The sequence below is a fragment of the Sphingomonas aliaeris genome (assembly GCF_016743815.1).
In the GTDB taxonomy this organism is placed as follows: Bacteria; Pseudomonadota; Alphaproteobacteria; order Sphingomonadales; family Sphingomonadaceae; genus Sphingomonas; species Sphingomonas aliaeris.
Window position 1 is genome coordinate 1,652,073 of sequence record NZ_CP061035.1, and the last position, 26,111, is coordinate 1,678,183.

16 protein-coding genes and 4 pseudogenes are annotated in these 26,111 nt (G+C 64.5%); 6 read left to right on the forward strand and 14 right to left on the reverse strand.

Going from position 1 to position 26,111, the window contains the following annotated elements:
* Window positions 1-16: 16 nt before the first annotated feature.
* The 4 genes and pseudogenes from moaC to H5J25_RS07830 all read right to left on the reverse strand — a co-directional run.
* A complete protein-coding gene (gene moaC, locus H5J25_RS07815; protein WP_202095467.1) occupies window positions 17-484 on the reverse strand; it encodes a cyclic pyranopterin monophosphate synthase MoaC in 468 nt (155 codons plus the stop codon).
* Window positions 485-570: 86 nt separating this feature from the next.
* Entirely contained in the window at window positions 571-1,356 is a 786-nt protein-coding gene (gene trpC, locus H5J25_RS07820) for an indole-3-glycerol phosphate synthase TrpC (protein ID WP_202095469.1), read from the reverse strand.
* Window positions 1,353-2,339, reverse strand: a complete 987-nt coding sequence (gene trpD / locus H5J25_RS07825) for an anthranilate phosphoribosyltransferase (protein WP_202095471.1) — start codon at window positions 2,337-2,339, stop codon at window positions 1,353-1,355. The genes trpC and trpD overlap by 4 nt, the downstream gene beginning before the upstream one ends.
* 122 nt (window positions 2,340-2,461) lie before the next feature.
* A pseudogene (locus tag H5J25_RS07830) lies at window positions 2,462-3,025 on the reverse strand (anthranilate synthase component II); the annotation flags it as partial.
* A gap of 153 nt (window positions 3,026-3,178) precedes the next feature.
* On the opposite strand from H5J25_RS07830, the gene H5J25_RS07835 reads away from it, so the two are divergent.
* Window positions 3,179-3,601 (forward strand): hypothetical protein, encoded by a 423-nt coding sequence (locus H5J25_RS07835; RefSeq protein ID WP_202095475.1) that lies wholly within the window; start codon window positions 3,179-3,181, stop codon window positions 3,599-3,601.
* Window positions 3,602-3,633: 32 nt separating this feature from the next.
* Here H5J25_RS07835 and trpE read toward each other — a convergent pair.
* Window positions 3,634-5,128: pseudogene (gene trpE / locus H5J25_RS07840) on the reverse strand (anthranilate synthase component I).
* Window positions 5,129-5,154: 26 nt separating this feature from the next.
* Window positions 5,155-7,104, reverse strand: coding sequence for a peptidylprolyl isomerase (locus H5J25_RS07845; RefSeq protein WP_202095477.1), 1,950 nt, complete (start codon window positions 7,102-7,104; stop codon window positions 5,155-5,157).
* A 167-nt stretch (window positions 7,105-7,271) separates the two neighbouring features.
* Here H5J25_RS07845 and tpiA point away from each other — a divergent pair, with 167 nt between their 5' ends.
* Window positions 7,272-8,018 carry a triose-phosphate isomerase gene (gene tpiA, locus H5J25_RS07850; RefSeq protein WP_202095479.1) on the forward strand — a complete coding sequence of 249 codons (747 nt, stop codon included), beginning with the start codon at window positions 7,272-7,274 and terminating at the stop codon, window positions 8,016-8,018.
* A gap of 9 nt (window positions 8,019-8,027) precedes the next feature.
* On the opposite strand, the gene H5J25_RS07855 is transcribed toward tpiA, so the two are convergent.
* The 6 genes from H5J25_RS07855 to hppD form a co-directional block, all read right to left on the reverse strand.
* Entirely contained in the window at window positions 8,028-9,410 is a 1,383-nt protein-coding gene (locus H5J25_RS07855; RefSeq protein WP_202096135.1) for a leucyl aminopeptidase family protein, read from the reverse strand.
* A gap of 50 nt (window positions 9,411-9,460) precedes the next feature.
* Window positions 9,461-10,753 carry a 30S ribosomal protein S12 methylthiotransferase RimO gene (rimO, locus tag H5J25_RS07860; protein ID WP_202095481.1) on the reverse strand — a complete coding sequence of 431 codons (1,293 nt, stop codon included), beginning with the start codon at window positions 10,751-10,753 and terminating at the stop codon, window positions 9,461-9,463.
* Window positions 10,754-10,812: 59 nt separating this feature from the next.
* Window positions 10,813-11,460 (reverse strand): DUF1989 domain-containing protein, encoded by a 648-nt coding sequence (locus H5J25_RS07865; RefSeq protein WP_202095483.1) that lies wholly within the window; start codon window positions 11,458-11,460, stop codon window positions 10,813-10,815.
* Window positions 11,457-12,164, reverse strand: a complete 708-nt coding sequence (gene gntA, locus H5J25_RS07870; RefSeq protein WP_202095485.1) for a guanitoxin biosynthesis heme-dependent pre-guanitoxin N-hydroxylase GntA — start codon at window positions 12,162-12,164, stop codon at window positions 11,457-11,459. The genes H5J25_RS07865 and gntA overlap by 4 nt, the downstream gene beginning before the upstream one ends.
* 57 nt (window positions 12,165-12,221) lie before the next feature.
* Window positions 12,222-13,511, reverse strand: a complete 1,290-nt coding sequence (gene hmgA / locus H5J25_RS07875; RefSeq protein ID WP_202095487.1) for a homogentisate 1,2-dioxygenase — start codon at window positions 13,509-13,511, stop codon at window positions 12,222-12,224.
* 81 nt (window positions 13,512-13,592) lie between these two features.
* The gene (hppD, locus tag H5J25_RS07880) at window positions 13,593-14,672 is read right to left on the reverse strand and encodes a 4-hydroxyphenylpyruvate dioxygenase (protein ID WP_225883433.1); all 1,080 of its coding nucleotides are present in this window, start codon (window positions 14,670-14,672) and stop codon (window positions 13,593-13,595) included.
* Window positions 14,673-14,802: 130 nt separating this feature from the next.
* Between hppD and H5J25_RS07885 the strand changes: the two genes are divergently transcribed.
* The 4 genes and pseudogenes from H5J25_RS07885 to H5J25_RS07900 all read left to right on the forward strand — a co-directional run bounded on the left by H5J25_RS07885 (window position 14,803) and on the right by H5J25_RS07900 (window position 23,999).
* A complete protein-coding gene (locus H5J25_RS07885; RefSeq protein ID WP_202095489.1) occupies window positions 14,803-15,249 on the forward strand; it encodes a MarR family winged helix-turn-helix transcriptional regulator in 447 nt (148 codons plus the stop codon).
* Between the two features lie 105 nt (window positions 15,250-15,354).
* Window positions 15,355-17,486 (forward strand): annotated as a pseudogene (locus H5J25_RS07890) (malate synthase G).
* 151 nt (window positions 17,487-17,637) lie between these two features.
* Window positions 17,638-19,722, forward strand: a complete 2,085-nt coding sequence (locus H5J25_RS07895; RefSeq protein WP_225883434.1) for an autotransporter assembly complex protein TamA — start codon at window positions 17,638-17,640, stop codon at window positions 19,720-19,722.
* On the forward strand, window positions 19,722-23,999 hold the full coding sequence (locus H5J25_RS07900; protein WP_202095497.1) for a translocation/assembly module TamB domain-containing protein: 4,278 nt from the start codon (window positions 19,722-19,724) through the stop codon (window positions 23,997-23,999). The genes H5J25_RS07895 and H5J25_RS07900 overlap by 1 nt, the downstream gene beginning before the upstream one ends.
* A 9-nt stretch (window positions 24,000-24,008) precedes the next feature.
* Here H5J25_RS07900 and dapE read toward each other — a convergent pair whose 3' ends face one another.
* The gene (gene dapE, locus H5J25_RS07905; protein ID WP_225883435.1) at window positions 24,009-25,136 is read right to left on the reverse strand and encodes a succinyl-diaminopimelate desuccinylase; all 1,128 of its coding nucleotides are present in this window, start codon (window positions 25,134-25,136) and stop codon (window positions 24,009-24,011) included.
* A pseudogene (locus tag H5J25_RS07910) lies at window positions 25,133-25,793 on the reverse strand (glutathione S-transferase family protein). Before H5J25_RS07910 ends, dapE begins: the two are co-directional and overlap by 4 nt.
* Between the last annotated feature and the right edge of the window lie 318 nt (window positions 25,794-26,111).

Below are 26,111 nucleotides of genomic sequence, written 5' to 3' on the forward strand. Positions count from 1 at the left end.
ACTCGATCCCGCGAAGTCAGGCGCGATAGTCGCCCGACTTGCCGCCGGTCTTGGTGATCAAGCGTATGCCGTCGATCGTCATGGCTTTGTCGATCGCCTTTCCCATGTCGTAGATCGTCAGCAGCGTGATCGACACGGCGGTCAGCGCCTCCATTTCGACCCCGGTTTTTCCGTCGGTGCGGGCGGTTGCGGTGGCGGTGACGCCGGTATCGTCGGCACTCAGATCGATCGCGACGCGGGTGAGCGGAAGCGGATGGCACAAGGGAATCAAGTCGCTGGTGCGCTTGGCTGCCATGATCCCGGCGATGCGTGCGACCGCGAGCACGTCGCCCTTGACCGCTGCGCCACTGCGGATCGCGGTTGCGGCCTCGCGTGACATCGATATGCGCCCCTCTGCGACGGCCTCGCGGGCGGTGACTTGCTTGTCGGACACGTCGACCATGTGGGCGGCGCCGGCGGAGTCGAGGTGGGTGAGGGTCGTCATATCTGGACCTATCCGTTTATTTCGCGCGAAGGATCGTACCCGGCGCCAGTTCCTCGACTTCGCTTGAAACGACCGGAGAGAGGGGGCTATCCCACCAGCGCCCGTGTCGCAGCCTCGACATCGTCCTGTCGCATCAACGCTTCGCCGATCAGGAAGCATCGGACACCGTGTTCGGCCATTGCGTCCAGATCCGCGCGCACGGTCAGCCCGCTTTCCGCGACGAACGTGCAGCCCTTGGGCGCCTTCGCAACCAGTTCGTAAGTGCGCGCGAAATCGACGGAGAAATCGCGTAGGTTGCGGTTGTTGACACCGATCAGCCGCGATTTCAGCTTCATCGCGCGATCGAGTTCCTTCTGACCGTGGACCTCGACCAACACGTCCATTCCGTATTCGATCGCGCTCGCCTCGATCTCCGCCAGAAGGTGGTCGTCCAATGCCGACATGATCAGCAGGATCGCGTCTGCACCCAGGCTGCGCGATTCCGGCACCTGCCACGGATCGACCATGAAATCCTTGCGGATCACCGGCAGTGAGCAGGCCGCGCGCGCCTCCACGAGGTACTGGTCGGCGCCCTGGAACCAGCGTTCGTCGGTCAGCACCGACAAGCATGCTGCACCACCGGCCTGATAGGCGCGAGCATGTGCGGGAGGATCGAAATCCTCGCGGATCAGGCCCTTGGAGGGACTGGCCTTCTTGATCTCGGCGATTAACGCATGCCCGGTCGCGGCCTTCGCATCGAGTGCGGCGCGAAAGCCACGCGGGGCGCTCTGTTCCGCAACCAGAGCGTCGAGATCGGACAATTTTGTCGTCGCCTTGCGCACGGTAACATCCGCGCGCTTGGTTTCGAGGATGCGTTCGAGAATATCGGTCATGAATAAGCGATCCATCGATCGAGCAATGCATTCGCCAGCCCGGAGTCGATCGCTTCGGCGGCGACGGCGGCACCTTCGGTCAGGGCAGGGCTGTGGCCCGCGACGACAAGCGCGGCGGCGGCGTTTAGCAGGACGGCGTCGCGGTACCCGCCGGATTCACCCTTCAACAGGCGGCGAAGCGCGAGCGCGTTATATGCAGGGTCGCCTCCGTGGATCGCAGCGATCGGGTGGCGGGGCAGGCCGGCATCCTCTGGTACGATGCGGCGTTGCAGGTCGGCGGTCCCGACATTGACGACGACGCTGGGCCCCGCACCCGACAGTTCGTCCAACCCTTCCTCGCCCGACACAACGATCGCCGCTTCCGTGCCGAGTTGTTCCAGCGCCTCGGCATACAGTCCGGTGTAATCGGGCCTTGCGATGCCGATCAGCTGGCGCGTCACGCGCGCCGGGTTGGCGAGCGGCCCCATAAGGTTGAAGATCGTGCGCTTGCCGATGCGACGCCGGATCGGGGTAATACGCCGCATCACCGGGTGATGATTGGCGGCGAACAAAAAACAGATGCCGAGATCGTCCAGCGTCTGCTGCGCCATCGCGCCCGCGCGTTCCATGTCGAGACCGAGCGCCTCCAGCGTATCCGCCGCACCCGCCTTGGACGATGCGGCGCGGTTGCCATGCTTGGCGACAGGTACGCCGCAAGACGCCACGACGAGGCTGACGGCGGTGGACACGTTCAGCGTGTGATGCCCGTCCCCGCCCGTACCGCATACGTCGATCGCATTGGCGGGCGCATCGATCGGGATGAAGCGGGCGCGCAGTGCGCGGGCGGCCTCGGCGATCTCGATGCTGGTTTCGCCGCGATCGGACAGAGCGAGCAGGAAGTCGGCGATCGCCTCCTCGGACGTGCGGGCATCGAGAATGTCCGCGAAAGCCTGTGCTGCGCTTTCGCGCGACAGCGGGCTGATCGGATCGGGGAGGGCAGTCACTCTATTACCCGCCCGCCTGCGGGAGGGGTTAAGGTAGGGGACGCAATCCCAAGCGCGGGCGATAGGGCTGACTGCCCTCCCCCGGCGCCTCCCGCGAGCGGGCGGGGAGAAGATGTCACCAGCAGACCAGCGATGCGCAGGAAATTCGCCAGCATCGCATGCCCATGTTCGGTCGCGATGCTTTCGGGATGAAACTGCACGCCGTGGATCGGCAGGCTTGCATGGCGCACGCCCATGACCGATCCATCGGAACTGCGCGCGTTGACGATCAGGTCCGCAGGAATATCCTCGACGATCAGCGAGTGATAGCGCGTCGCAGTGAAGGGCGAGGGCAGGCCTTCGAACAGACCGGTACCGTCATGTTCCACTGGGGATGTTTTGCCGTGCATCAGCCCGCCGCGAACGACGTTGCCGCCGAAATGCTGCCCGATCGCCTGGTGGCCGAGGCAAACGCCGAGCAGCGGTTTCCCCTGATCCGCGCAGGCGGCGACGAGATCCAGGCTGATTCCCGCCTCGGTTGGGGTGCACGGCCCCGGCGAGATCAGGAACGCCTGCGCATTGCTGGCGATCGCATCCCGCGCGGTCAGCGCATCGTTTCGCACGACTTTCACTTCTGCCCCCAGTTCCATCAGGTAATGGACAAGGTTCCAGGTGAAGCTGTCGTAATTGTCGATCACGAGTATCATCAGCGCGCCATAGCCGATGGGCGGGGCAGCGCAACCACGCCGCGGCTCGTGCCTTTCCGGTGCCTTGTTTCGGGCTCCATCGTCCGTCATTCAGCGTGGAGCAATCGGCGGCATCGGACGTTTATCCAGCTTAGCCCCCAGGAGGTCCCCACCATGATCCGTCTCATCACCGCTACCGCCTTGCTAGCCCTGGCGGCACCGGCATTCGCGCAGACGGCTCCGGCGGCGGGGACTGCGGCGGACGGAAGCGCGCCGGTGCAGCGCATCCGCAACGTTCAGTTGAAGGCCGGCGAACCCTGTCCCAAAGGCGCGGCGGACGAGATCGTGGTGTGCGGCACGCTGGAGGAGCCGTATCGGATTCCGAAGACTTTGCGCGAGACCAAACCCAGCGCGGCGACCCAGAGTTGGGTGAACCGGGCGGCGACGATCGACGAGGTCGGGCGCGTGGCGGGAGGCTTACCGGATACATGCTCTTCGGTCGGTACCGGTGGCCAGACCGGCTGCAACCAGCGTCTGATCCGCGAATATACGGCGGAAAAGCTGGAAGAGCGGCGCAAGGCGACAACCGTCCCCTGACGAGCTCGTCCGATCGGCGCTGCCACGCCGATCTATTGTCCGAAGCGACTTTCGGTGGCGCGGGCGATCGCCTCGCGGGCGGCCGCCAGGAGCGCTCCGGCCTTCGCCTCGCACTCCCGCTGCTCATAGGCCGGGTTGCTGTCGGCTACGATGCCGGCTCCGGCCTGTATATGCATCGTCCCGTCCTTCACGACCGCGGTGCGCAGGACGATGCACGAATCCATCGATCCGTCAGGGGAGAAATAGCCGACGCCGCCGGCATAGGCGCCGCGTTTTTCAGATTCGAGTTCGGCGATGATTCCACAGGCCCGCACTTTCGGTGCACCGCTGACGGTGCCGGCCGGGAATCCGGCAAGCAGCGCGTCGACCGCGTCGTGCGGGGTGTCTAGGCGGCCGACGACGTTGGACACGATGTGCATGACGTGGCTGTAGAATTCGACCGTGTAGCTGTCCGTCACCGTAACCGTGCCGGCCGACGACACCCGTCCGACATCGTTGCGGCCGAGATCGAGCAACATCAGATGTTCGGCGCGTTCCTTCGGATCGGCGAGCAGACTCGCGCGGTTCGCCTCATCCTCGGCCGGCGTCTTCCCGCGTGGGCGGGTGCCGGCGATCGGGCGGATCGTTACGTCGCCGTCGCGCACACGGACGAGGATCTCGGGACTTGAGCCGGTCAGCGTGAAGCCGGGCAGATCGAGATGATAAAGGAACGGCGACGGGTTGATACGGCGGAGTGCGCGGTAAAGCTCGATCGGGGGTAGCGGGAACGGAACCGTGAAACGTTGCGCGAGGACGACCTGAAAGATGTCCCCGGCGACGATATAGTCCTTCGCCCGTGCGACCATCTCGCCATATCGGCCGGCCGGCAGCGCGGGCGTCAGGGCGACGTCGTGCGCGTCGGGCAAGCGCGCGGGGGCGGGAAGGCCGGCGGTCGCGAGTCGTGCCGCTACCGCATCGATACGCTCTTCCGCCTGCGCAACGATTGCGGTCGGATCGCGCGTCTCGTCGGGCCAGACTGGCGCGACCAGGAACAGCGCGTCGGCGAGGCGATCGAAGATCAGTACGACGGTCGGGCGCACGAAGATCATGTCCGGCAGTCCGAGCGGGTCGCTATCCTGTTCCGGCAGGCGCTCGACCAGCCCGATCGTCTCATAGCCGAAATAGCCGACGAGGCAGGCGAGCGCGCGAGGCAGTTCCGTGGGAACGGCCATGCGACAATCCGCTACCAGCGCGCGCAGCGCGTCCAGCGTCGGTGCTTCGCAGGGGGAGAAAGCCTCGCGGTCGGTCAACCAATCGTAATTGATTTCGGCGGCATTCCCCTGCGCGCGAAAAACAAGATCCGGGGCGAGACCGATCAGGCTGTGGCGCCCACGGGTCGCCCCGCCCTCGACCGATCTCGAGCAGGAAATCGCCGCGACCCGGTTCGATAAGCTTCAGCGCCGCCGCAACGGGCGTTTCCGTGTCGGCGATCTGCCGGCGCCAGACCAGCGCGGGGCGATCCGCCGCCAGTTCCGCCAGCGGATCGATAGGACCGTTCGGTTCGCTCACCTGCGTCAGTTTGCTGCAGCCTGGCCGAGCAACTGCGCTTTCAGCGCGTTGATCCGGGCTGCGTTCTTCTTGACGCCGACGATCGACTTCACCGCATTGGTGAATTGTTCGGCATATTCACGGCCGGCGAGCTTGCCGAGATCGTCCTGCGTCGCGCGGATCACGGCGGCATTGCCCGCTGCGTTGCCTCGGTCGATCTTGTTCAGCTTGACGATGAACCAGCCTTCGTTGTTCGGCGCTTCAAGCAGTTTGGCGCTGTTTTCGGTCATGCTGAACATTAGCACCAGCGGCGGTGGCGCGCCCCGCGGATTGGCGGCCATCTGCGCGCGCGACGATGCGAGCGGTTCGACCGGCGGCGCCTTGACGCCGCTGGCCGCGATCAGCGAGGCCAAAGGCTGACCCTTGCCCACTTTCGCGACGACATCGTTCGCGACGGTGCGGGCGGCGCGGCGGGCACGGTCGAGCTGGAAGTCGCGCGCGACGGCGGCACGAATCTGCGCCACCGGGGGAGCGGCGGCGGGCACGACCTGACCCAGAGCGACGACCGCGAAGCCGCCGGTCGGATCGACCTGAACCATCTGCGGCGGATCGTTGGGTGCGGCGGCAAAGGCAGCGGCGACGATCGGCATGAAGTCGGCTGCGGCCTTTTTCGACGGATCGTTCGGGTCGCGACCATCGGACAACAGTGGCGGCGTGGCGGTGGCCGAGAGCTTCTGTTGGGCGATGACGTCGTCGAAAGTGGCGCGGTTGTTGCCGATGTTGTCATCCATCGCATCGTGGATGCGGCCGAGCACTTCCAGCGTCTTGGTCTTGGTGGCAGCGGCGACCAGTTCCGGCTTGGCCTGTTCGAACGTCTTGCCCGCGCTCTGCTCGACCTTGTCCACGCGAACGATGGCGAACCCGATCGTGGACCGGACCGGCCCGACCAGCGCACCCTTGGCCGCGCCGAATACCGCATCCGCCGCGGCAGGTGAGCTTTGCGCGGCATAGCCGATCTTGTCGAGCGCGCTCAGCATCGTCGGTTCCAGACCGGCGGCGCGGGCTGCGACGTCCAGCGCCGTGCCGCTCTTCACCTTGGCGAGCAAGGCGTTGGCCGCCGCCTGATCCACCACGATGACCTGCAACAGATCGCGCTTCTCGGTCGCGGCATAGGTGCGCGCCTGCGCCTTATAGGCGGCGGCGAGTTCGGCCTCGGTCGGCACGGTCTGTGCCTTGATCTGGTCGGCAGTGACCATCGCGTAGCGGATCACCCGACGTTCCGGGATCATGTAGCGCGCGAGGTTGCGCTTGTACCACGCCTTCACTTCCGCATCGGTGGCGGGCGCGCCTTCACCCATCGCGCGGGTCGGAATGAAGGCAAGCTCGCCCTGACGCTTTTCCAGCAACAGCGACGCATAAGGCAGCGCAAGCCCCTGCGATACTTGCGCGGCGGGCAGGATCGGCAACACCAATTGCCGACCGATCAACTGACGCATCAAGCCAAGGCGGACCTCGCGATCGGTCAGGCCCTGCTGCGACAGGAGCGATTCGTACGCCGCCTGGCTGAACTTGCCGTCCGGCCCCTGCAAAGCCGGGATGCTCGCAATCTGTCCGTCGATCAGCTTTTTGCTGACGACCAGTCCCTGCTTCTCGCCGAATTGCTGGAGCGCGAGTTCGGTGATGCTACGATCGAGCGTCGGTTCGAACCCGCCGCCGGACACGAACTTGATCATATCCAGACCTGGCTGCTGCTGAGCGTAGTTTTGCACCTGCGCCTGCAATTCCTGCGTCAGGGCCGGGACGGTGACCTTCTCCTTGCCGACCGTCGCTACGGTATCCGACTTCGCGTCGCCGCCGCTGTTGACCAGATTGTTGATATCGCCGCTTGCAAAGGAAAGGACGAGCATCGCCAGCAGCGCGAAGGCGATGACGATCCCGACCTTCGAGTGAATGATACCGCGGATGACGCTGAGCATGGAGAACCGATCTGTTGATTGCCGGAAAAGCAAGAAGCAGCCGCTTTACGGGCAGGACCCGGCGGCTTCAAGCATGTCTGGCCAGGGTTGTGCGGACGGGCTTGTGTGTACCGGGGGCGGCGCTCTAACGGTCTGTGCGTAACACTTATGGAATTTCGGGGGCGGTGATGACGCGACGCAAGCTGATTGCAGGCAATTGGAAGATGAACGGTGATCTGGCATCGCTCGCCGAACTGGGCGGTATCGCGATCGCGGCGCAGAATGCACCCGGCATCGACGTCGCGATCGCCGTGCCGGCGACGTTGATCGCGCCCGCGATCGCCGCCGCGCCAGGGCTGAGCATCGGGGCGCAGGACGTTCATTGGTCCGCCAAGGGCGCACACACGGGGTGCATCTCGGTTGCGATGATCGCGGAGGCCAAGGCGGAATTTTCGATCATAGGCCACAGCGAGCGCCGCGCGGATAACGGCGAGACGGATGCGCAGGTAAAGTCCAAGGCGGAGGCGCTGCACGCGGGTGGGCTGGATGCGATCCTGTGCGTCGGCGAGACGCTGGACGAGCGCGATGCGGGGCAGGCAGTCGCGGTCGTTACCGGCCAATTGGCGGCGAGCGTGCCAGAGGGTGCGGCGGCGGACTGGCTGTCGATCGCATACGAACCGGTATGGGCGATCGGAACCGGACGGACGCCGACCGTATCGGATGTTGCGGCGATGCACGAAGCGATCCGGACCAAGCTGCGCGAACTGATCGGTGCCGAAGCCGATGCGATGCGCCTGCTGTACGGCGGTTCGGTGACGGGGGATAACGCCACAGAACTGCTCGGCGCATCCGATGTCGATGGCGCGCTCGTCGGTGGCGCAAGCCTCACCGCCGCGAAGTTCGTACCGATCGTGGAGGCCGGCGCGCGTCTTTAATCCGTCGGGTCAGCCGTACCGCTCCTTCAGCACGGCCCATGCCGCGCGTAGGCCAAGGGCATCGCCACCCTTTGGCCGCCCCGGCTTCGCAGTGGGCCGCCACGCGAACGTGTCGAAATGGGCCCATGCGACATGTTTCGGTATGAAGCGGCGGAGGAACAAGGCGGCGGTCGACGCGCCGGCATAGCCGCCCTCCGCCGAATTCACCATGTCGGCAATGTCGGATTTGAGCATGTCGTCATAGCCGTCCCATAGGGGCAGGCGCCACAACGGGTCGCCGATGGCGATGCCGGCCTTGAGAAGTTCGTCGGCCAACGCGTCGTCATTGCTGAACGTAGCGGGCAGGTCCGGACCCAAAGCGACACGCGCGGCCCCGGTCAGCGTGGCATAATCGATGATTAGTTCCGGTGAATCCTCGCCCGCCTTGGTCAGCGCATCGCCCAGGACGAGCCGACCCTCCGCATCGGTGTTGGTGTTCTCGACGGTCAGCCCCTTGCGGGATTTCAGCACGTCACCCGGCCGGAACGCGTTCCCCGAAATGCTGTTCTCGACGGCCGGGATCAGCAGATGCAACCGCACTTTCAGCCGGGCCGCCATGACGAGGCTCGCCAGCGCCAGCGCATGCGCCGCGCCGCCCATATCCTTCTTCATCAGCGCCATGCCGCCGCCGGGCTTGACGTTCAGCCCGCCCGTGTCGAACGCCACGCCCTTGCCGAGGATCGCGATGCGGGGATGTTTCGGATCGCCCCATTCGACCTCGATCAGCCGGGGCGCGCGATCCTGCGCCGCGGCGCGTCCGACCGCGTGGATCATCGGATAACCCTTGGCGAGTGCCTCGCCCTTCGTCACCGTCAGCGTCGCACCGTGTGCTTTGGCCAGCAGGTCGGCGTGTCGCTCCAGATCGGCCGGGCCCATGTCGGAGGCGGGGGTGTTGACCAGATCGCGGACCAGCGCCGTCGCGGTGGCAAGCCTCACCGTTTCCTCGATCTTCGCCGGTTCGCCGGTCAGCAGGACGCGTGGGCCAACATCGTCGCCCTTGCGATACGCATCGAAGCGATATTGGGCGAGCGCCCAGCCGAGCATCGCGGCTCCGGGTTCGCCATCCGCCAGACGGTAGGTTCCGGCCGGTAGCTGTTCGCCGAGCGACGCGATACGCCAGGGTGATTCGACGCTTTCGTTGCAGACCAGCAGCATCGACCAGTCGTCGGCAGCGTCTGCCGGAAGAACCGCGCGATTTCCGGCCTTTCCGGTCAGGCGGTGCGCTGCGACCGTGGTGCGCGTGCGGGCAGGCTGCTTTGCCAGCCACGCGTCATAGGCGTCGGGATGGACGACATGGATCGTGCGTGCGCTTTGTCCACGATCGGGCTGGAGCAGTGTGGCGAAATCGGTCATCGATGCGGGCATCTCCGGAATGTGCCGAGCGGCGGCGTCTTGCAATCGCGTCAGACGGGCACGCCGTACAGGTCGTGATCGTCCGCATCCTCGATCTCGACGGCCACTATATCGCCCTGCTTCAGATGCCCGGCATCGCGCAGGAAAACCTCTCCGTCGATTTCGGGTGCATCGGCCTTGGACCGGCCGGTCGCGCCGCCTTCCTCATCGACCGCATCGACTATCACATCCAGCGTGCGACCGATCTTGGCCTGCAGTTTCTCGGCGGAAATGCGCGCGGTCAGTTCCATCAGGCGGGCGTAGCGCTCCTCCTTGATCTCTTCCGGCACAGCGTCTGGCAGATCGTTGGCAGCGGCACCCTCGACCGGTTCGAAGCGGAACGCGCCGACCCGGTCCAATTGCGCCTCTTCCAGCCAATCCATCAGATACCGGAAATCGTCTTCCGTCTCGCCGGGGAAGCCGACGACAAAGGTCGACCGGATCGCGATATCCGGTGCGATGGTCCGCCAGTTCTTGATCCGCTCCAGCACCTTCGCTTCGTTCGCGGGCCGGCGCATCAGCTTCAAGACGTTCCGGCTGGCATGCTGGAACGGGATATCAAGATAGGGAAGGATCAGCCCTTCCGCCATCAGCGGGATGACCTGATCGACGTGTGGATAGGGATAGACGTAATGCAGGCGCACCCATGCACCCAGCTTGCCGAGTTCGCGCGACAGATCGGTCATGTGCGCGCGTACTTCGTTGCCGTGCCACATGCGGGGGTGATGCTTGATATCGACGCCGTATGCCGACGTGTCCTGGCTGATGACCAGCAATTCGCGCGTGCCGGCCTCGATCAGCTTCTCCGCCTCGCGAAGGATGGCGTCGGGACGGCGGCTGACCAGATCGCCGCGCAACGACGGAATGATGCAGAACGAACAGCGGTGATTGCACCCCTCACTGATCTTCAGATAGCTGTAATGCCGCGGTGTCAGCTTCAGGCCGCTGTCGGGAACGAGATTGAGGAACGCGCTGGGCGGCATCGGGGCGGCATTGTGCACCGCGCCGACGACCTCTTCATATTGATGCGCGCCGGTGACCGCGAGAACGTTGGGGAACCGATCGCGGATCATCTCCGCTTCCTTGCCCATGCAACCGGTGACGATGACGCGGCCGTTCTCCGCAATCGCCTCGCCGATCGCCTCGAGCGATTCCTCCTTGGCGGAATCGAGAAAGCCGCACGTGTTGACCAGCACGACATCCGCGCCGGCATAATCGGCGGACATGGCATAGCCGTCCGACCGGAGCTTCGTCAGGATACGTTCGCTGTCGACCAGGTTCTTCGGACAGCCGAGCGAAACCATGCCGATCTTCGGCGGGGAGGGAGTATCGTTGCCATGAGAAGTCGCGCATGTAGGCGAACTCACCGCGATTTTCTAGTGTCGGTCTGTGTTGCTACGCGCGTAGTGACCGGGCTGCAGGCGGCTTCGATCCGATAGTGTATCGGCTTGAACGTGCCCCCATTACTGTCCGGCGCCGAGCAGGCGGTCAGGCCGATGATCAGGTCCATCTCGGCGCGAAACGTGACGTGGTCTCCCGCCTTGCTGATCGGCGGCAGAACCTTCAGCCTGCCGGTTTCGCCATCGATCGGGACATTCATGAAGCAATTGAACGCGGTCGGGATGCGATCGGGTTGAACGCCGAACGGCTCGAGCGCGGTGGCGAGGTTGCCGAAACATCCGCGGTGCGGGGGCAAATCCGGGTAGAAGTGGTGAAACGTGTCGAACGAGCACGGCGTAAGCAGGAAGTCATGCCGTCCGACCGTATCGTCCACGATCGTCAACATCGGCCGGCTGCGGTTGGAATAGAGGATGTGATCGGTCGTCAGGTATATCGTCTCGGCATAGTCAAGCGTCCGGCCCGACGAGATGACCTCGTTCAGGTCCTCGGCATTGAATGCCAGCAGATCGGCGACCTGCTCACCACGCGGATCGATCACGACGAGCGTGTCGCCCTGTTTCAGCGTGAAGGCTGTCCCACTGCGTTCCGGAATTTCGATGGCGTCGGTCACTTTGCGGATCCGGAATAGCTGAAGGGGCACTTCCAGCCGTCGCCGACTTCGCGACCGGAATATTGCCGCGCCTCGCTCCCCTCGCCGTGACGCTGCAGCATCGGGTTGCGGGTGCCCGCGAGCGCCTCGTCGCGCACCATGATCTTCTCTCGCATATTCTCATACTTACCCTGCGCACGCAGGATCTCGAACTGGTCGTGCAAATTGAAAACCATCACAGGACGCGGAAAACGGCGCGCAGGACGGCTGGCCTGCGGATGCAGCCCGACGATGAAGAAAGCCTCGCCACCGAAGCTAAGCGAGAAATGCGGGTTTTCAGGGTCCGGGCTGACCGCTTCGTCATAGGATTGCCCACGCCAGACGTCCTTGTCGGACAGCGACTGGACGCGCTTCCATAACAGAGCCTCGAATGCTTTCTCGGACAGATCGTCTGGGCCTTCGAAGATCACGGCGAAGCTGCGGAACAGCGACGGATCCTCGCGATACGCCTCGGCGAACCGAAGCAAGCCGTCATGGATCCGGAGATCGTCCCAGCCGCTATCGATGCGGTTGCACGCGAGGACGTGGAGCGTTCCCTTGGCGAGTGCCGCCTTGGCGCCGACACAGGGGAATGCAGGATCGGCGACATGGTCATGCATCATCGCTTCAAGCTGAGCCTGAGCGTCGTGCTGCCATTTGAAAAGAGGGGTAGCGGGTGCTGGCATGTCGCGGGAAGACGTCCAAGCCGCTGCAGACGTTCCCCGAAATGCGACTGATCTGAGTTAGTCAGGCAGCTTTGCCTTGGGAAACCCGGTCCAGGCCTGATCGTAATCCTCGTCCAGCGCGCTCGTTCTCAGCGCGAAATCGGTCGGCTGGAAAATCCAGCGGCTCTCGATCATGAATGCCATCGTACCGTCGATCTTGTGCGGCTTAAGGTCCACCGCCGTCGCGCCCTGCCAACTGGCCACGTCGGGACCGTGACCGCTCATCTGATTGTGCAGTGACAATGCGCCGGGGCGGAAGCCGTCAGCCTTCGCATCATACTGGCCAGTGATCAGGCCCATGCACTCGCTCATCGTGTTGCGATGGAACCAGGGCGGGCGGAACGTGTCCTCCGCCACCATCCAACGCGGCGGGAAGATCACGAAATCGACATTCGCGGTGCCCGGCATATCGGACGGGCTGGTGAGCACGGTGAAGATGCTGGGATCGGGATGATCGAAACTTATGCTGCCGATCGTGTTGAACCGGGAAAGATCATATTTCCACGGCGCATAATTGCCGTGCCAGGCGACGACATCCAGGGGCGAGCGGCCGAGATCGGTCGCCCACAGATGGCCCATGAACTTCTGGACGAGCTGGTACTCGCCCTCGACATCCTCGAACCACGCTACAGGCGTTTCGAAGTCGCGCGGGTTGCCCAGACCGTTCGATCCGATCGGCCCGAGGTCGGGCAAGCGGAACGGCGCGCCGTGGTTTTCGGCGACATATCCGCGTGCTTCGCCATCCGGCAGCGTCACGCGGAAACGAACGCCGCGCGGTATCAGCGCGACCTCGCCCGGCTTGATATCCAACCGGCCTAGTTCTGTCAGTATCGTCAACGCGCCATGTTCGGGCAGGATCAACATCTCGCCGTCGCCGCTGACGAACGCGCGATTCTCCATGTCTTTCTGCGCGCGATAGATGTGGATAGCGACGCCGGTCTGCGTCGCCGGCCCTTCACCCGCGACGACCATCGTCGTCAGGCTGTCGAGCCAGTCCTGCGGGCCAATCTCCAGCGGCCCCCAACGGAGACGGTTGGGCGCAAGTGGCGCCTCGCTTGTCCCGGGCGCGAACAGCGAGGCCCCATCATAGCGGATGAAAGCCGGGTGCGCGGCACTTGGTCGCAACCGGTAGAGCCATGACCGCCGGTTTTCGTGACGAGGCGCGGTGAATGCCGTCCCGCTCAGCTGTTCGGCATACAGGCCGAACGGCGGTTTCTGCGGGGAGTTGCGTCCGGCCGGCAGTGCGCCGGCCACTGCCTCCGTCGCGAAGTGATTGCCGAACCCGGTCATGTAGTCGTGATCGGACATATCAAACTCCGTTCATGCTTCGCTCGTCGAAGGACGTGTTGATGGCCACGTGCTTCGGCAAGCTCAGCACGACCGGGTCGTTCAGGCCTCGACCGCGCCGGGAACGACGCCGCGACGGATCTGGTCCAGTTCGATGCTTTCGAACAGGGCCTTGAAGTTGCCTTCGCCGAAGCCGTCATTGCCCTTCCGCTGGATGATCTCGAAGAAGATCGGACCGACCATATTCTCGGTGAAGATCTGCAACAGCAGACCGCCACCCGTTTCAGGTGCGCCGTCGATCAGGATGTCGCGCTTGCGCATTTCCTCGACGTCGTGATCGTGGCCCGGCAGACGCTTGTCGATCAGGTCGAAATAGGTTTGCGGCGTCGTCTGGAACTTGACGCCGTTCGCGCGCAACTGATCGACGGTTGCAAAGATGTCATCGGTCGCCAGCGCCAGATGCTGAATGCCTTCGCCCTTGTAATCCTTGATAAATTCCTCGATCTGCGAATGCTCGTCCTGGCTTTCGTTCAGCGGGATACGGATCTTGTCGTCGGGCGCGGTCATCGCCTTGCTGAACAGGCCGGTCGCCTGACCCTCGATGTCGAAATAGCGGATCTGGCGGAAGTTGAAGATGCTCTCGTAATAGTTCGCCCAATAATCCATCCGGCCGCGCTGGAGATTGTGGGTGAGGTGGTCGAGCGTGTGCAGGCCGACGCTGTGATCGTCGGGCGATGTGCCTGCGACAGGCTCGAAATCGGTTTCGTAAATCTTCGACTTTTCATCGACGAGATACAGGTTGGCGCCGCCGATACCCTCGATCGCCGGAATATCGAGTTCGCCCGGTCCGTGTTCGCCCTTTACCGCCGCCGCGCCGCGATCGAGCGCGAGCTTCAGCGCCTGTTCGCCGTCCGCGACACGGAACGCCATCGCATTGGCGCTGGGGCCGTGGGCGTTGCGGAAGCCGGCGACCTGGCCTGCTTCGTCCATGTTCAGAAGGAAATTGATGTCGCCCTGCGCATAACGGCGGACGTTCTTCGACTTGTGATTGCCGACATGCGTGAAGCCCATCTTCACGAACAGGTCCGCCAGCGCCTCCGGATCGGGCGAGGTGAACTCGACGAATTCGAAGCCGTTCAGGCCCATCGGGTTCTCGACGGTCGATTCTTGGACTGCGGACATGATCGCTCTCCGGGAAGTGGTTTCGGATGATACTATATCGAGCGATTACGGGTGCGTCCAGCATCTCTCCGCGTCTTCGTCGTGCTTTCGGGGCATGACGGCGACAGGTCGTAGCGATAAGACGCCGAATATGGCGACGCTGAAACTCGACGAGTTCCTCCCCTATCGATTGTCGATCGCTTCCAACCGTGTGTCCTCGGTCGTCGCGACCGCCTATCAATCCCTGTTCGGCCTGAAGATCGCCGAGTGGCGCTTGATCGCGGTCATCGCGGAAGGCGACGGGATGACGCAGCAGGCGCTGGGGCTGGCGACGCGGATGGACAAGGTAACGGTCAGCCGCGCGGCGATCGCGCTGGTCGATCGCGGCCTGGTTGCGCGTCAACCCAACGCCCAGGACCAGCGCTCGCACCTTTTGTCCCTGACGGCGGCGGGGCGGGCGCTTTACAATAACGTGGCCCCCAAGGCGCTGGAGCTGGAAGCGCAGGTCTTCAGCGGTTTTTCCGCGAAGGAACTGACGGCGTTTCGAACTTTGCTCGATCGGCTGGAGGCTTCCGCGGCAGAGATGGATCCCGAATAGCGGTCATTGACCAACGACATGGACGTTGCGGGAATCGTATCCGCCGGTTAGGCGATGCGCCAGGCCCTCCCCAGGCATGCACGACCATATTCCAAGGAGGACTGAATGCCCGACATGATCGACCGCGCCGGATTATCCGTTGCCGAGCCGCTGGTGCGTTTCGTCGAGGACAAGGTGCTGCCGGACCTCGGTATTACTGCCGATGGCTGGTGGCGGGGCGTTGCGGGGATATTCGAGCGGTTCACGCCGGAAAACCGCCAATTGCTGGCCGAGCGCGAAGCGCTACAGTCGAAAATCGACGCGCAATATACCGCTGGCGGTGCGGCGGACGAGGCGTTCCTGCGCGAGATCGGCTATCTTGTGCCCGAGCCTGCCCCGTTCACGATCGGCACGGAGCATGTCGACGCCGAAGTGGCGACGATGGCCGGCGCGCAGTTGGTGGTGCCGATCCTGAATGCGCGCTTCGTCCTGAACGCGGCGAACGCGCGCTGGGGCAGTCTGTACGACGCCTTTTACGGAACCGACGCGCTGCCGGGGAAAGCACGGGCGGGCGGATACGATACCGAACGGGGCGCTCAGGTCGTCGTGGCGGCGAAGGCGTTTCTCGACAAAGCGGTGCCGCTCGCGTCGGGGTCGTGGAGCGACGTGTCCGGACTTGCGATCGTGCAGGGCGAGTTGACCGTTCAGGGTGCGTCGGCGCTTGCCGATCCCGCGGCTCTCGCCGGATATCGCGGCGATCCGGCCAACCCCGCATCGGTGCTGCTTAAGCATAACGGACTGCACGTCGAGATCGTAATCGATCGCGCTTCGTCGGTCGGGCGTGACGATCCGGCCGGTATCGCCGACGTGCTGCTGGAATCGGCGTTGAGCACGATCGTCGATCTGGAGGATTCGGTTGCCGCGGTCGACGCGAACGACAAGGTTGCCGCTTATACCAACTGGCTGGGCCTGATGCGCGGCGATCTCGAGGAAAGCTTCGAAAGGGTGGCCGGACGATCGTCCGGAAGCTGGAGGCGGATCGCGACTATGTCTCGCCGGAAGGCGGCACGGTGACGATCGCCGGGCGCAGCCTGTTGTTCGTGCGCAACGTCGGCCATCTGATGACCACGCCGGCGGTAACCCTGCCAGGCGGCGGCGAAGCGCCCGAGGGCATCCTGGACGCGATCCTGACGTCCACGATCGGTCTGTATGATCTCAGGAGTCTCGGTCGGTTCAGGAACAGCCGCGCAGGCTCGATCTACATCGTGAAGCCCAAGATGCATGGGCCGAAGGAATGTGCGTTCGCCAATGCCCTGTTCGATGCGGTCGAGGATCTCATTGGGCTGGATCGGCATACCGTCAAGATCGGCGTGATGGACGAGGAGCGGCGGACGTCTGCGAACCTCGCCGCATGCATCGCGGCGGTGAAGGACCGGATCGTGTTCATCAACACCGGCTTCCTCGATCGGACGGGCGACGAGATGCATACCGCGATGCGTGCGGGGCCGATGATCCCCAAGGCAGAGATGAAGTCCAGCGACTGGATCAAGGCGTATGAGGATCGCAACGTCCGCATCGGCCTTGCTGCCGGACTGAGCGGCAGGGCGCAGATCGGCAAGGGCATGTGGGCCGCGCCGGACCGGATGGCCGATATGATGGAGCAGAAGATCGCACATCCGAAATCGGGTGCGAACACCGCCTGGGTGCCGTCGCCGACGGCGGCCACGCTGCACGCGATGCACTATCACGACGTCGATGTTTTCGCCGCGCAAAAGGCGATCGCCTCCGAGCCTGTGCCCGGACTGGATCGTCTGCTGAACGTTCCCGTCGCGGGTGGCCGCAACTGGACGGCGGAGGAAGTCCGCGCGGAGTTGGACAACAATGCGCAAGGCATATTGGGCTATGTCGTGCGCTGGATCGATCAGGGCGTCGGATGTTCCAAGGTGCCGGATATCCACGATATCGGACTGATGGAGGATCGCGCCACGCTGCGAATATCGTCGCAGCACATGGCCAACTGGCTGCTGCACGGGGTCGCGACCGAGGCGGATGTCGACGCGGCGCTCCGGCGGATGGCGAAGAAGGTCGATGGTCAGAACGAAGGCGATCCGCTCTATCGCCCGATGTCCGGTAATGAGAATGCGAGCCTCGCCTATCAGGCGGCGCGTGCATTGGTGTTTCAGGGCGTCGAGCAGCCGAGCGGGTACACGGAGCCATTGCTGCATGAATTCCGGCTGCGTCTGAAGGCGTCCGGCTGATCGCTAACCTGGGTCAATCTCGACGCGGAATCCGCGGAACCATTCGGAATACCGTGCGTAAGGTTGAAAAGGTGGGGACCAGACGGCCGTTAGGCCGCTCCCCAAAGGGGAAGCGTGCGTTTTGACTGGTTTGTGGTTTACGTCGAGTTGGTTGGTCCTGGCACTGGCGGGTCAGGTGCAGCAGTCCAATGCGGGTCAGGTTCAGCAGCCGTCCGCTCCGGTGCAGGCTCAACCGGTCGATCCGCAGGCGGACAAGCCGATCGTGTCCGATCCGCAATTCGATTCCGCGCTGCCGGTACTCAGCGACGACATCAACGCGCCGCTCGAACCGATGCCTGCGGCACCGGGCGCGGCCCCGTCCGGTAACGTGCAACCCACCGGCGCCAACGAAGCGCTGGCGCCGGTCATGGCTGAGACGCCCGAACTGACCGCACCGCTTCCGCCGCTCGGAACCTTCGATTCGACGCCGCCCACGGAAGTGGCCGATATCGACGACAAGGATGTCGTCATTCGCTACACGACCGTTGTCCGGGGGCTGGACGATCTCGACCTGACCGGCCAGTTCAACGGACTTTCCGCGCTGAAGGAAGGCGGCGGAAAGGCGGCGAATGCTGCGATGATCACGGCGCGCGCCCGAGAGGACGAGGCGCTGGCCGTCCGGTTGATGAAGTCCAAGGGCTATTATGACGGCACGGCGATCTCGACGATCGAACAGCCGCCAGCGAACGCCGGCGATCCGATCCGCGCCATCGTCAGCGCGACGCCGGGCAACGTCTACACGCTGTCGTCGGTCAAGATCGATGCCGGACCGGTATTGCCGCCGGACCTGCTGATCCGCGAACTGCCGCTGAAGATCGGCGATCGTATCGAAGCGGATCGGATCCAGGGCGCCGAGGCCAATCTCGCCCTGAAATTACCGCAGCAAGGCTATCCGTTCGTCGCGGTGGGGCAGCGCGACATCCTGCTCGACGATGCCAAATGGACCGGGGACTATACGTTGCCTGTGGATACCGGACCCCGATCGTCGTTCGGCACCTACTCGACCGAGGGCAAGCTGGCGTTCGACGCGAAGCATGTCGGCGTGCTTGCGCGTTTCAAGGACGGCGAACTGTACGACAATCGCAAGGTCGACGACCTGCGCGATGCGCTCGTCGCGACCGGCTTGTTCTCTACGGTATCGGTCGAGCCGCGACGTACCGGCGTGATCGCAGCCGATGGTACCGAGAAAGTCGATCTGCTCGTCCGGCAGGAGGCCGGGCCACCGCGCTCGCTGGCCGCGACGGCGGGCTATTCAACGGGTGAGGGGATCAAGGTCGAGGGGTCGTTCACGCATCGCAACGTCTTCCCGCCCGAAGGTGCTCTGATCGGCACGGTCATCGCGGGAACGCAGGAGCAGGGGCTGAGCGGTACGTTCCGCAGGTCCAATGCGGGCAAGCGCGACCGGACGGTGACGATCACGGCGGCGGCGAACCACAGCAATTACGACGCGTTCAACGCGTTCACCGGTACGCTGTCGGCGCGCATCAGCTACGATTCCACGCCGATCTGGCAGAAGAAGTTCACCTACGCATTCGGTGTCGAACTCGTCGGCACGAACGAAAGCGTCTACGATTTCGGCCTCGGTCGCGATGCCCGGCGGACCTACGGCATCGCCGCCTTGCCGTCGCAGGTGCAGTTCGACACGTCCGATAGCCTGCTGAACCCCACGAAGGGGTATCGCCTGAAGTTCAGCCTGAGCCCAGAAGCCTCGGTGAGCGGCGGCGTACGGCCCTATGCCCGCGTCCTGGTCGAAGGCAGCATCTACCAGCCCGTCTCCGAAAGCATCGTTCTGGCCGGGCGTATCCGCGCCGGCACCATCCCCGGTATCGCGCGTGACGATCTCGCGCCATCGCGTCGTTTCTACGGCGGCGGTGGCGGATCGGTCCGTGGCTATGGCTATCAGCGGCTTGGGCCGTTCGACCCCAACGGCGATCCGGTCGGAGGACGCAGCATCAACGAATTCTCGCTCGAGGCACGCTACCGCTTCGGCAATTTCGGCATCGTGCCGTTCATCGACGGCGGCAACGCGTATGAGGGGATCACGCCCAAGGGCAGCGACCTGCGCTACGGCGCGGGCATCGGCGGACGGTTTTATACCAACTTCGGCCCGATGCGCGTCGATGTCGCAACCCCGCTCAATCCAAGGCCGGGCGACGGCAAGGTCGCCCTGTACATCTCGATCGGACAGGCGTTCTGATGACCGGCGAGATGGAAATGGATCGCGGCTCTAAGACCGTCGTGACCGAGAAGCGGCCGATATGGGCCCGCATCCTGAAATGGATCGCGCTGACGATCCTCGGCCTGCTGGTGCTGGCGGCGTTGCTGTTGCTCGGGGTGAACACGTCGCCCGGCCGTCGGATCATCGCGAACTATATCGGCGGATATGAAACGGCGTCCGGCCTGAACATCAAGGTCGGGCGGATCGACGGATCGATCTACGGCAAGATGGTACTGACCGACGTACGCGTCAGCGATCCGAGGGGCGTGTTCCTGACGTCGCCGCGGCTCGACGTGGACTGGCGGCCATTCGCGTTCCTGAAGAACCATGTCGACGTCCGATCGGCCGGGGCCAAGCTGATCACGCTGCAACGGTCTCCGGAACTCAAGCAGACGCCGAGCGACCCCAATGCGCCGCTGCTGCCCGATCTCGACATCGATATCGGCCGCCTGACCGTCGATCGCTTTGTCGTCAGCAAGGCGGTTTCGGGCCAGCCGCATATCGTCCGGTTCGACAGCGGCGTACATATCGCGGACGCGCGCGCGCAGCTGACCGCGAATGCGATGGCGCTGACCGGCCCTGGGATTGCCGGCGGTGACCGGTTGACGCTGAAGCTCGACGCGGTGCCGGACCAGAACAAGCTGGACCTCGATGCCCGGCTGACGGCACCTGCCGACGGCGTGGTCGCGACGATGGGCGGGTTGAAGCAGGCGCTGGATGCTACCGTGACCGGGCAGGGCAGTTGGAAGGCCTGGCGTGGCAAGGCGATTGCCAGCCTGGGGGGCAAGTCGCTTGCCGATCTCGACCTGGCTGCGAACGACGGCAAGTTCAAAATCCGCGGTAATGCACATCCGGCCCTGTACGCAGACACGCCTGCCGAAGGCGTCGCGCAGGTCCGCGCGGGCCGTCAGCAACAGCCCGATGCGACGAATCCGCTCGCCGCGATTACCGCGCCGCAGCTCGAGCTAGCGATCGATGCGACGCTCGATCAGCGAAAGGTGAATACGCAATTCCGCCTGAAGTCCGACGCGCTTGCGGTAGCCGGCCAAGGGCTGGTGGATCTCGCGACGAGCCGTTTCGGGCAGTTGAAGGTCGATGCGCGCCTGCTCACGCCGGGCGCGATCTTGCCGAACCTCAACGGAAGTGACGTCGCCGCCAGCGTCGTTCTGGATGGCGCGTTTGCGACGCCGACCGTCAATTACGTCGTTCAGGCGCGCGCGCTTGGCTTCGGTGAGACGCGGGTCGATGATCTCTATGCATCGGGGCTGGCGAAGGTCGATTCGAAGCACATCCTGGTGCCGATCAAGGCGCGGGCGCGGCGGATCGCCGGATTGCCGGCGGCGGCGGGCGACCTGCTCGATAACGTGGCGATCGAGGGCGACCTCGCGATCTCGGGCGTCAATATCTTGTCGGACAATCTGCGCATCCGGTCGAAGCGGATCGATGCGACCGCCATCATCGCGGCGAATATGCAGACCGGTCGATATACCGGTGGCCTGAACGGGCGCGTGAACAATTTCCGCGTCGAGAGCATCGGCATCATCAACCTGCAGACCGACGCCAAGCTAGTCGCCGCACCACAGGGTGGCTTCGGTATCACCGGTCGTGTCGTCGCACGCACATCGCAGATCTTCAATTCCGGCGTCGCCAACTTCCTCGGCGGCAATGCGATCGTGCGGACGGATATCGGATACGATCCCGAGGGCATCATTACGTTCCGCAATCTGCGGCTCAGCGCTCCGCAGTTCCGCGTCAAGAACGGCTCGGGTCGCTACGATCCGACCGGAGCATTGCTGGTCAATGCGGACGCCTATTCGACGCAATACGGACCGTTGGCCGCTCGCATCACGGGGAGCGCGACCCAACCAGTGGTACTGCTGCGCGCACCCCGGCCCGGCGTCGGCGTCGGACTGGTCAACCTGGAAGCACGCGTTCGCGGAAACGGAACGTCCTACGCCATCGTCGCGACCGGCGGGACGACTTACGGGCCGTTCTCCGCCGATGTCTTGGTCCGGCCGAGCGCGGTGCTGGCGGTCGATATCCGAACCGCGCGGTTCGCCGGCGTCAATTTCAGCGGTCGCGTACAGCAACTACCCGCCGGGCCGTTCGCCGGGCGGATCCAGTTCGCCGGATCGGGCATCACCGGCGCCGCCAATCTGGGCGCACAGGGCAAGTACCAGCGGGCCGAGATCGCCGCGCGGGCCTATGCAGCGAAGATACCAGGCAACGTAGATTTCACGATCGGCCGCGCGATCATCGCCGCGAACGTAGTCCTGTACGACAAGCCAGCGGTCAGGGCCGACGTGCAGGTCGCGGACCTCCGCTATGGTCCGACCGTGCTGTCCTCGGCACGCGCGAAGATCAACTATGCGGGTGGCAGCGGCACGGCACAGGCGGTCGCGACCGGGTCCAACGGCGTACCCTTCAATATCGCGGTCAATTCGCGGCTCAGCCCCAATCTGTGGCTGGTGGCGGCGCAGGGGCGCGCGAACGGGATCGGTTTTCGGACTGGCAATCCTGCCCGGATCCAGATTGCTGGCCCTGAATATCGATTGCTGCCGACGCGGATCGACTTCGATCAGGGGACCGCGCGGGTTGCGGGAACGTATGGGCGGGGCATGACGCTGCAAGCGCGGCTGGATAAGCTGGACCTGTCGATCGCCAATGCGCTGGTGCCGAACCTCGGCCTGGGCGGATCGGCGACGGGTAGTCTGGATTTCGCGCAGGCCGCCGGTGCCGCCGCGCCGACAGCGGATGCGCGGATGACGATCACCAACTTCACCCGGTCCAGCCTTGCTGCCGTGTCCGAACCAGTGAACATTGAATTCGCCGGACGTTTGGCGAATGGCGGCGGCGATGCGCGTGCCTTGGTCAAGCGCGGTCCGACCACGGTCGGTCGGATGGTGGCGACGGTGCGTCCGGGTGCCGGCGCGTCCTGGTCGGAACGGCTCATGGCGGGGCCACTTTCGGGCGGTATCCGGTATAACGGCCCGGCCGGCGTGCTGTTCAGCCTCGCGGGGCAAGCGCGCCAGCAATTGACGGGCGGCATTGCCGTGGCAGCGGATTTCGGCGGTCGCGTGGATGCGCCGACGCTGAACGGCGTGCTGCGTGCGGACAAGCTGACGTACGAGAACGAAGTCTATGGCACGCGGCTGACCAACATGAAGCTGGCCGGGCGTTTCGATAATACCCGGCTCCAGATCACGCAGTTGCAGGCAAATGCGGGTGAGGGGACGGTTCAGGCGCAGGGTTCGGTCGGGTTCGCTGCGGCAGAAGGCTTCCCGATCAGCATCCAGGCGCGGCTGAACAATGCGCGGTTGGCGCGCAGCGATGACCTGAGTGCGACGGCTACCGGCACGATCGCAATCACCAATTCGGCGCGCGACGGCGGTTTGATCAAGGGCGACCTGATCATCCCGGAAGCTCGCTACGCAATCGTGACGCAGGGACAGGCGGAAGTACCAGAATTGACGGGCGTGCGGCGCAAGAGCGATCTGGTGACGCGACCGACGGATCGTCCCGCGGCGACGCCCGCCGGGCTGTTCAAGCTGGACCTGCGGGTGCGGGCGAACAACCAACTGTACGTCAGCGGCATGGGGCTGGAGTCCGAATGGGAGATGGACATGCAGGTCGGCGGGACGTCCGCTGCGCCTAAGGTGGTCGGGCGTATCCAGATCGTGCGCGGCACCTATAGCTTCTCGGGCAAGCGGTTCGAGATCACCAGTGGCGATATCCGCTTCGATGGCGGCGCGCTGACCGATCCGCAGATCGCGATCGCCGCGAGCACGACGACCAACGGCATCACCGTCAATATCAACATCACCGGCACGGGCCAGAACCCACGCATCGCCTTCACGTCTACCCCGTCGCTGCCGCAGGACGAGGTGCTCAGCCGGTTGCTGTTCGGATCGTCGGTGACGAACCTGTCCGCGACCGAGGCGATCCAGTTGGCGGCGGCGCTGAATTCGCTGCGTGGGTCCAGCGGCGGCGGGCTCAACCCGCTCGGCAAGCTGCGCTCGGCGACCGGCTTCGATCGACTGCGCATCCTCGGCGCCGATGAGGCGACCGGGCGGGGGACATCGTTGGCGGCGGGCAAGTATCTGACCGACAATATCTATGTCGAGATCATCACCGACTCGCGTGGCTTCACCGCGACGCAACTGCAGATCGCGCTGACGAAGAGCCTGTCGTTGCTGTCGCAGGCGGGATCGTTCGGCGGATCGAACGTGAGCGTGCGGTATTCGAAGGACTTCTGACGCGCGCCGTCAGGCGAGGGCGCGCGCCAGGATGTCGGCGTAGATATCGCGGAGGCTGCGCAGGTCCTCGACGGCGACGGCCTCGTCCAGCTTATGCATCGTGGCGTTGAGCAGGCCGAACTCCACTACGGGGCACAGCGCCGACAGGAAGCGCGCGTCGGACGTGCCGCCGGTGGTGGACAAGTCTGGTATCAGCCCCGTGCGGGCGGTGATCGCATCGGCGATCATCGCGGAGAATGCGCCGGGCGGGGTCAGGAATGCCTCGCCCGATATGCGCGCCACGACCTTCGCCTCCGGCGCATGACGGTGAACCACCGCTTCGATGCGCGCGGCGAGGTCTGCGCCCGTATGTTCGTCGTTGAAGCGGATGCTGAGCCGGGCGGAGGCGTGTGCGGGAATGACGTTGGTTGCGGGATTGCCGACCGTGATATCCGTCACCTCGATGTTCGACGGCTGGAACCAGGCGTTCCCTTCATCGAGAACGATCGCATCGATCTCGGAAAGTGCGGCGACGAGGCGCGGGATCGGGTTGTCGGCAAGGTGTGGGTAGGCGACATGACCCTGGCGACCGGGAACGTCGATCCAGATATTGACCGAGCCGCGCCGCCCGATCTTGATCATATCACCCAGATGTTTGGCCGAGGTTGGTTCGCCGACAAGGCACAGGTCCGGCCTGATCCCGCGCGCTGCCATGCGGTCTATGATGACCGGGGTGCCGTAGGTTGCAGGGCCTTCCTCGTCGCCGGTGATGATCAGGCTGATCATGCCATCGGAGGCAGGCGGGATTGCGGCGACGAAGGCGGCGATCGCGCCCTTCATGTCCACTGCGCCCCGGCCGTGGAGCAGGCCGTCCCGCACCTCCGGCACGAACGCGCCGCTGGTCCAACCGGAACCGGGCGGCACGACGTCGAGATGCCCGGCAAAGGCGAAGTGCCGGCCCGACGTACCGCGGGTCGCCAGCATGTTCTCGACCGGGCCGTCCGGGGCTTCCCCCATGATGAAGCGATCGACGTGGAAACCAAGCGGCACCAGCGCCGCCTCCAGCACATCGAACACCGCGCCGGTGGCGGGCGTCACGCTGTCGCAGGCGATCAGCGCACTGGCGAGTTCTACGACGTCCGGTTGCACTGCGGTCACGCGACGGGCGTCTCGAACTTTTCGATCACCCATTCCTCTTCCTGCGCAGCGGCGATCCAGTCCTGCATGAAGGGGTGATGGATGACCGCGTCCATATAGCCGGTGGCGAAGCGGGCGATCGGCAGGCTGTAGGTGATGATGCGCGTGACGACCGGCGCGTACATGATGTCCGCCGCGCCGAACGCGCCGAACAGGAAATCGCCGTCGCCGCCGAAGCGGGCGCGGGCCTGAGCCCATAATTCCATGATGCGGGTGAGGTCTGCAACGACATCCTGCGCCGGGGGTTTGGGGGAAGATCTGGCGCACGTTCATGCTGTGCGTGCGGCGCAGGGCCGTGAAGCTGGAATGCATCTCCGCCGCCATCGATCGCGCCATCGCACGGGCGGCGGGGTCTTCCGGCCAGAACAGGTCGCGCTGCGTCCTTTCGGCGAGATATTCGACGATGGCGAGGCTGTCCCACACCACCGCGTCGCCATCCCACAGGATCGGCACCTTGCCCGAGGATGGCGCGAATTCGTCGCCCTCGCGCACCCGGTCCCATTCCTCGTCGTAGAGCGGGACGACGACTTCCTCGAAGAGCAGGCCGGATTGCTTGCAGGCGAGCCAGCCGCGCAGGGACCAGGACGAATAGGCCTTGTTGCCGATGATGAGCTTCATCGCTCAGCCCTATCGCCTGGGGCCGGGCTTCTCAAGGGAGGGGGCGGGGCCGAAGTTCACACAAGGTCACACGGTATTGGGGGATATGCGCGGGCGGGGCTGGGGTCGCGACGGGGGTCCGGTGGGGTTCGGGTTGACTGCCCCTCACCTAGCCCAGGCGGCCATTGTAGGACAGTCGGGGCCAAGCCGCAGGCGGTCGGAGGTCTTTTACCTTCCGTCGAATTGGCCGAATCCTCGTCATTCCCGCGCAGGCGGGAATCTATAATCGCTGAGATTTCGATTATATTCGGGAGGTTCGCCAGTATGGAATCCCTGGAC

Bases quoted from the DNA above. Each gene is read 5' to 3' on its own strand.
- moaC (WP_202095467.1), bottom strand. From the start codon at position 484: ATGACGACCCTCACCCACCTCGACTCCGCCGGCGCCGCCCACATGGTC.
- trpC (WP_202095469.1), bottom strand. From the start codon at position 1,356: ATGACCGATATTCTCGAACGCATCCTCGAAACCAAGCGCGCGGATGTT.
- H5J25_RS07835 (WP_202095475.1), top strand. From the start codon at position 3,179: ATGATCCGTCTCATCACCGCTACCGCCTTGCTAGCCCTGGCGGCACCG.
- H5J25_RS07845 (WP_202095477.1), bottom strand. From the start codon at position 7,104: ATGCTCAGCGTCATCCGCGGTATCATTCACTCGAAGGTCGGGATCGTC.
- tpiA (WP_202095479.1), top strand. From the start codon at position 7,272: ATGACGCGACGCAAGCTGATTGCAGGCAATTGGAAGATGAACGGTGAT.
- H5J25_RS07855 (WP_202096135.1), bottom strand. From the start codon at position 9,410: ATGACCGATTTCGCCACACTGCTCCAGCCCGATCGTGGACAAAGCGCA.
- rimO (WP_202095481.1), bottom strand. From the start codon at position 10,753: ATGGTTTCGCTCGGCTGTCCGAAGAACCTGGTCGACAGCGAACGTATC.
- gntA (WP_202095485.1), bottom strand. From the start codon at position 12,164: ATGCCAGCACCCGCTACCCCTCTTTTCAAATGGCAGCACGACGCTCAG.
- hmgA (WP_202095487.1), bottom strand. From the start codon at position 13,511: ATGTCCGATCACGACTACATGACCGGGTTCGGCAATCACTTCGCGACG.
- hppD (WP_225883433.1), bottom strand. From the start codon at position 14,672: ATGTCCGCAGTCCAAGAATCGACCGTCGAGAACCCGATGGGCCTGAAC.
- H5J25_RS07885 (WP_202095489.1), top strand. From the start codon at position 14,803: ATGGCGACGCTGAAACTCGACGAGTTCCTCCCCTATCGATTGTCGATC.
- H5J25_RS07900 (WP_202095497.1), top strand. From the start codon at position 19,722: ATGACCGGCGAGATGGAAATGGATCGCGGCTCTAAGACCGTCGTGACC.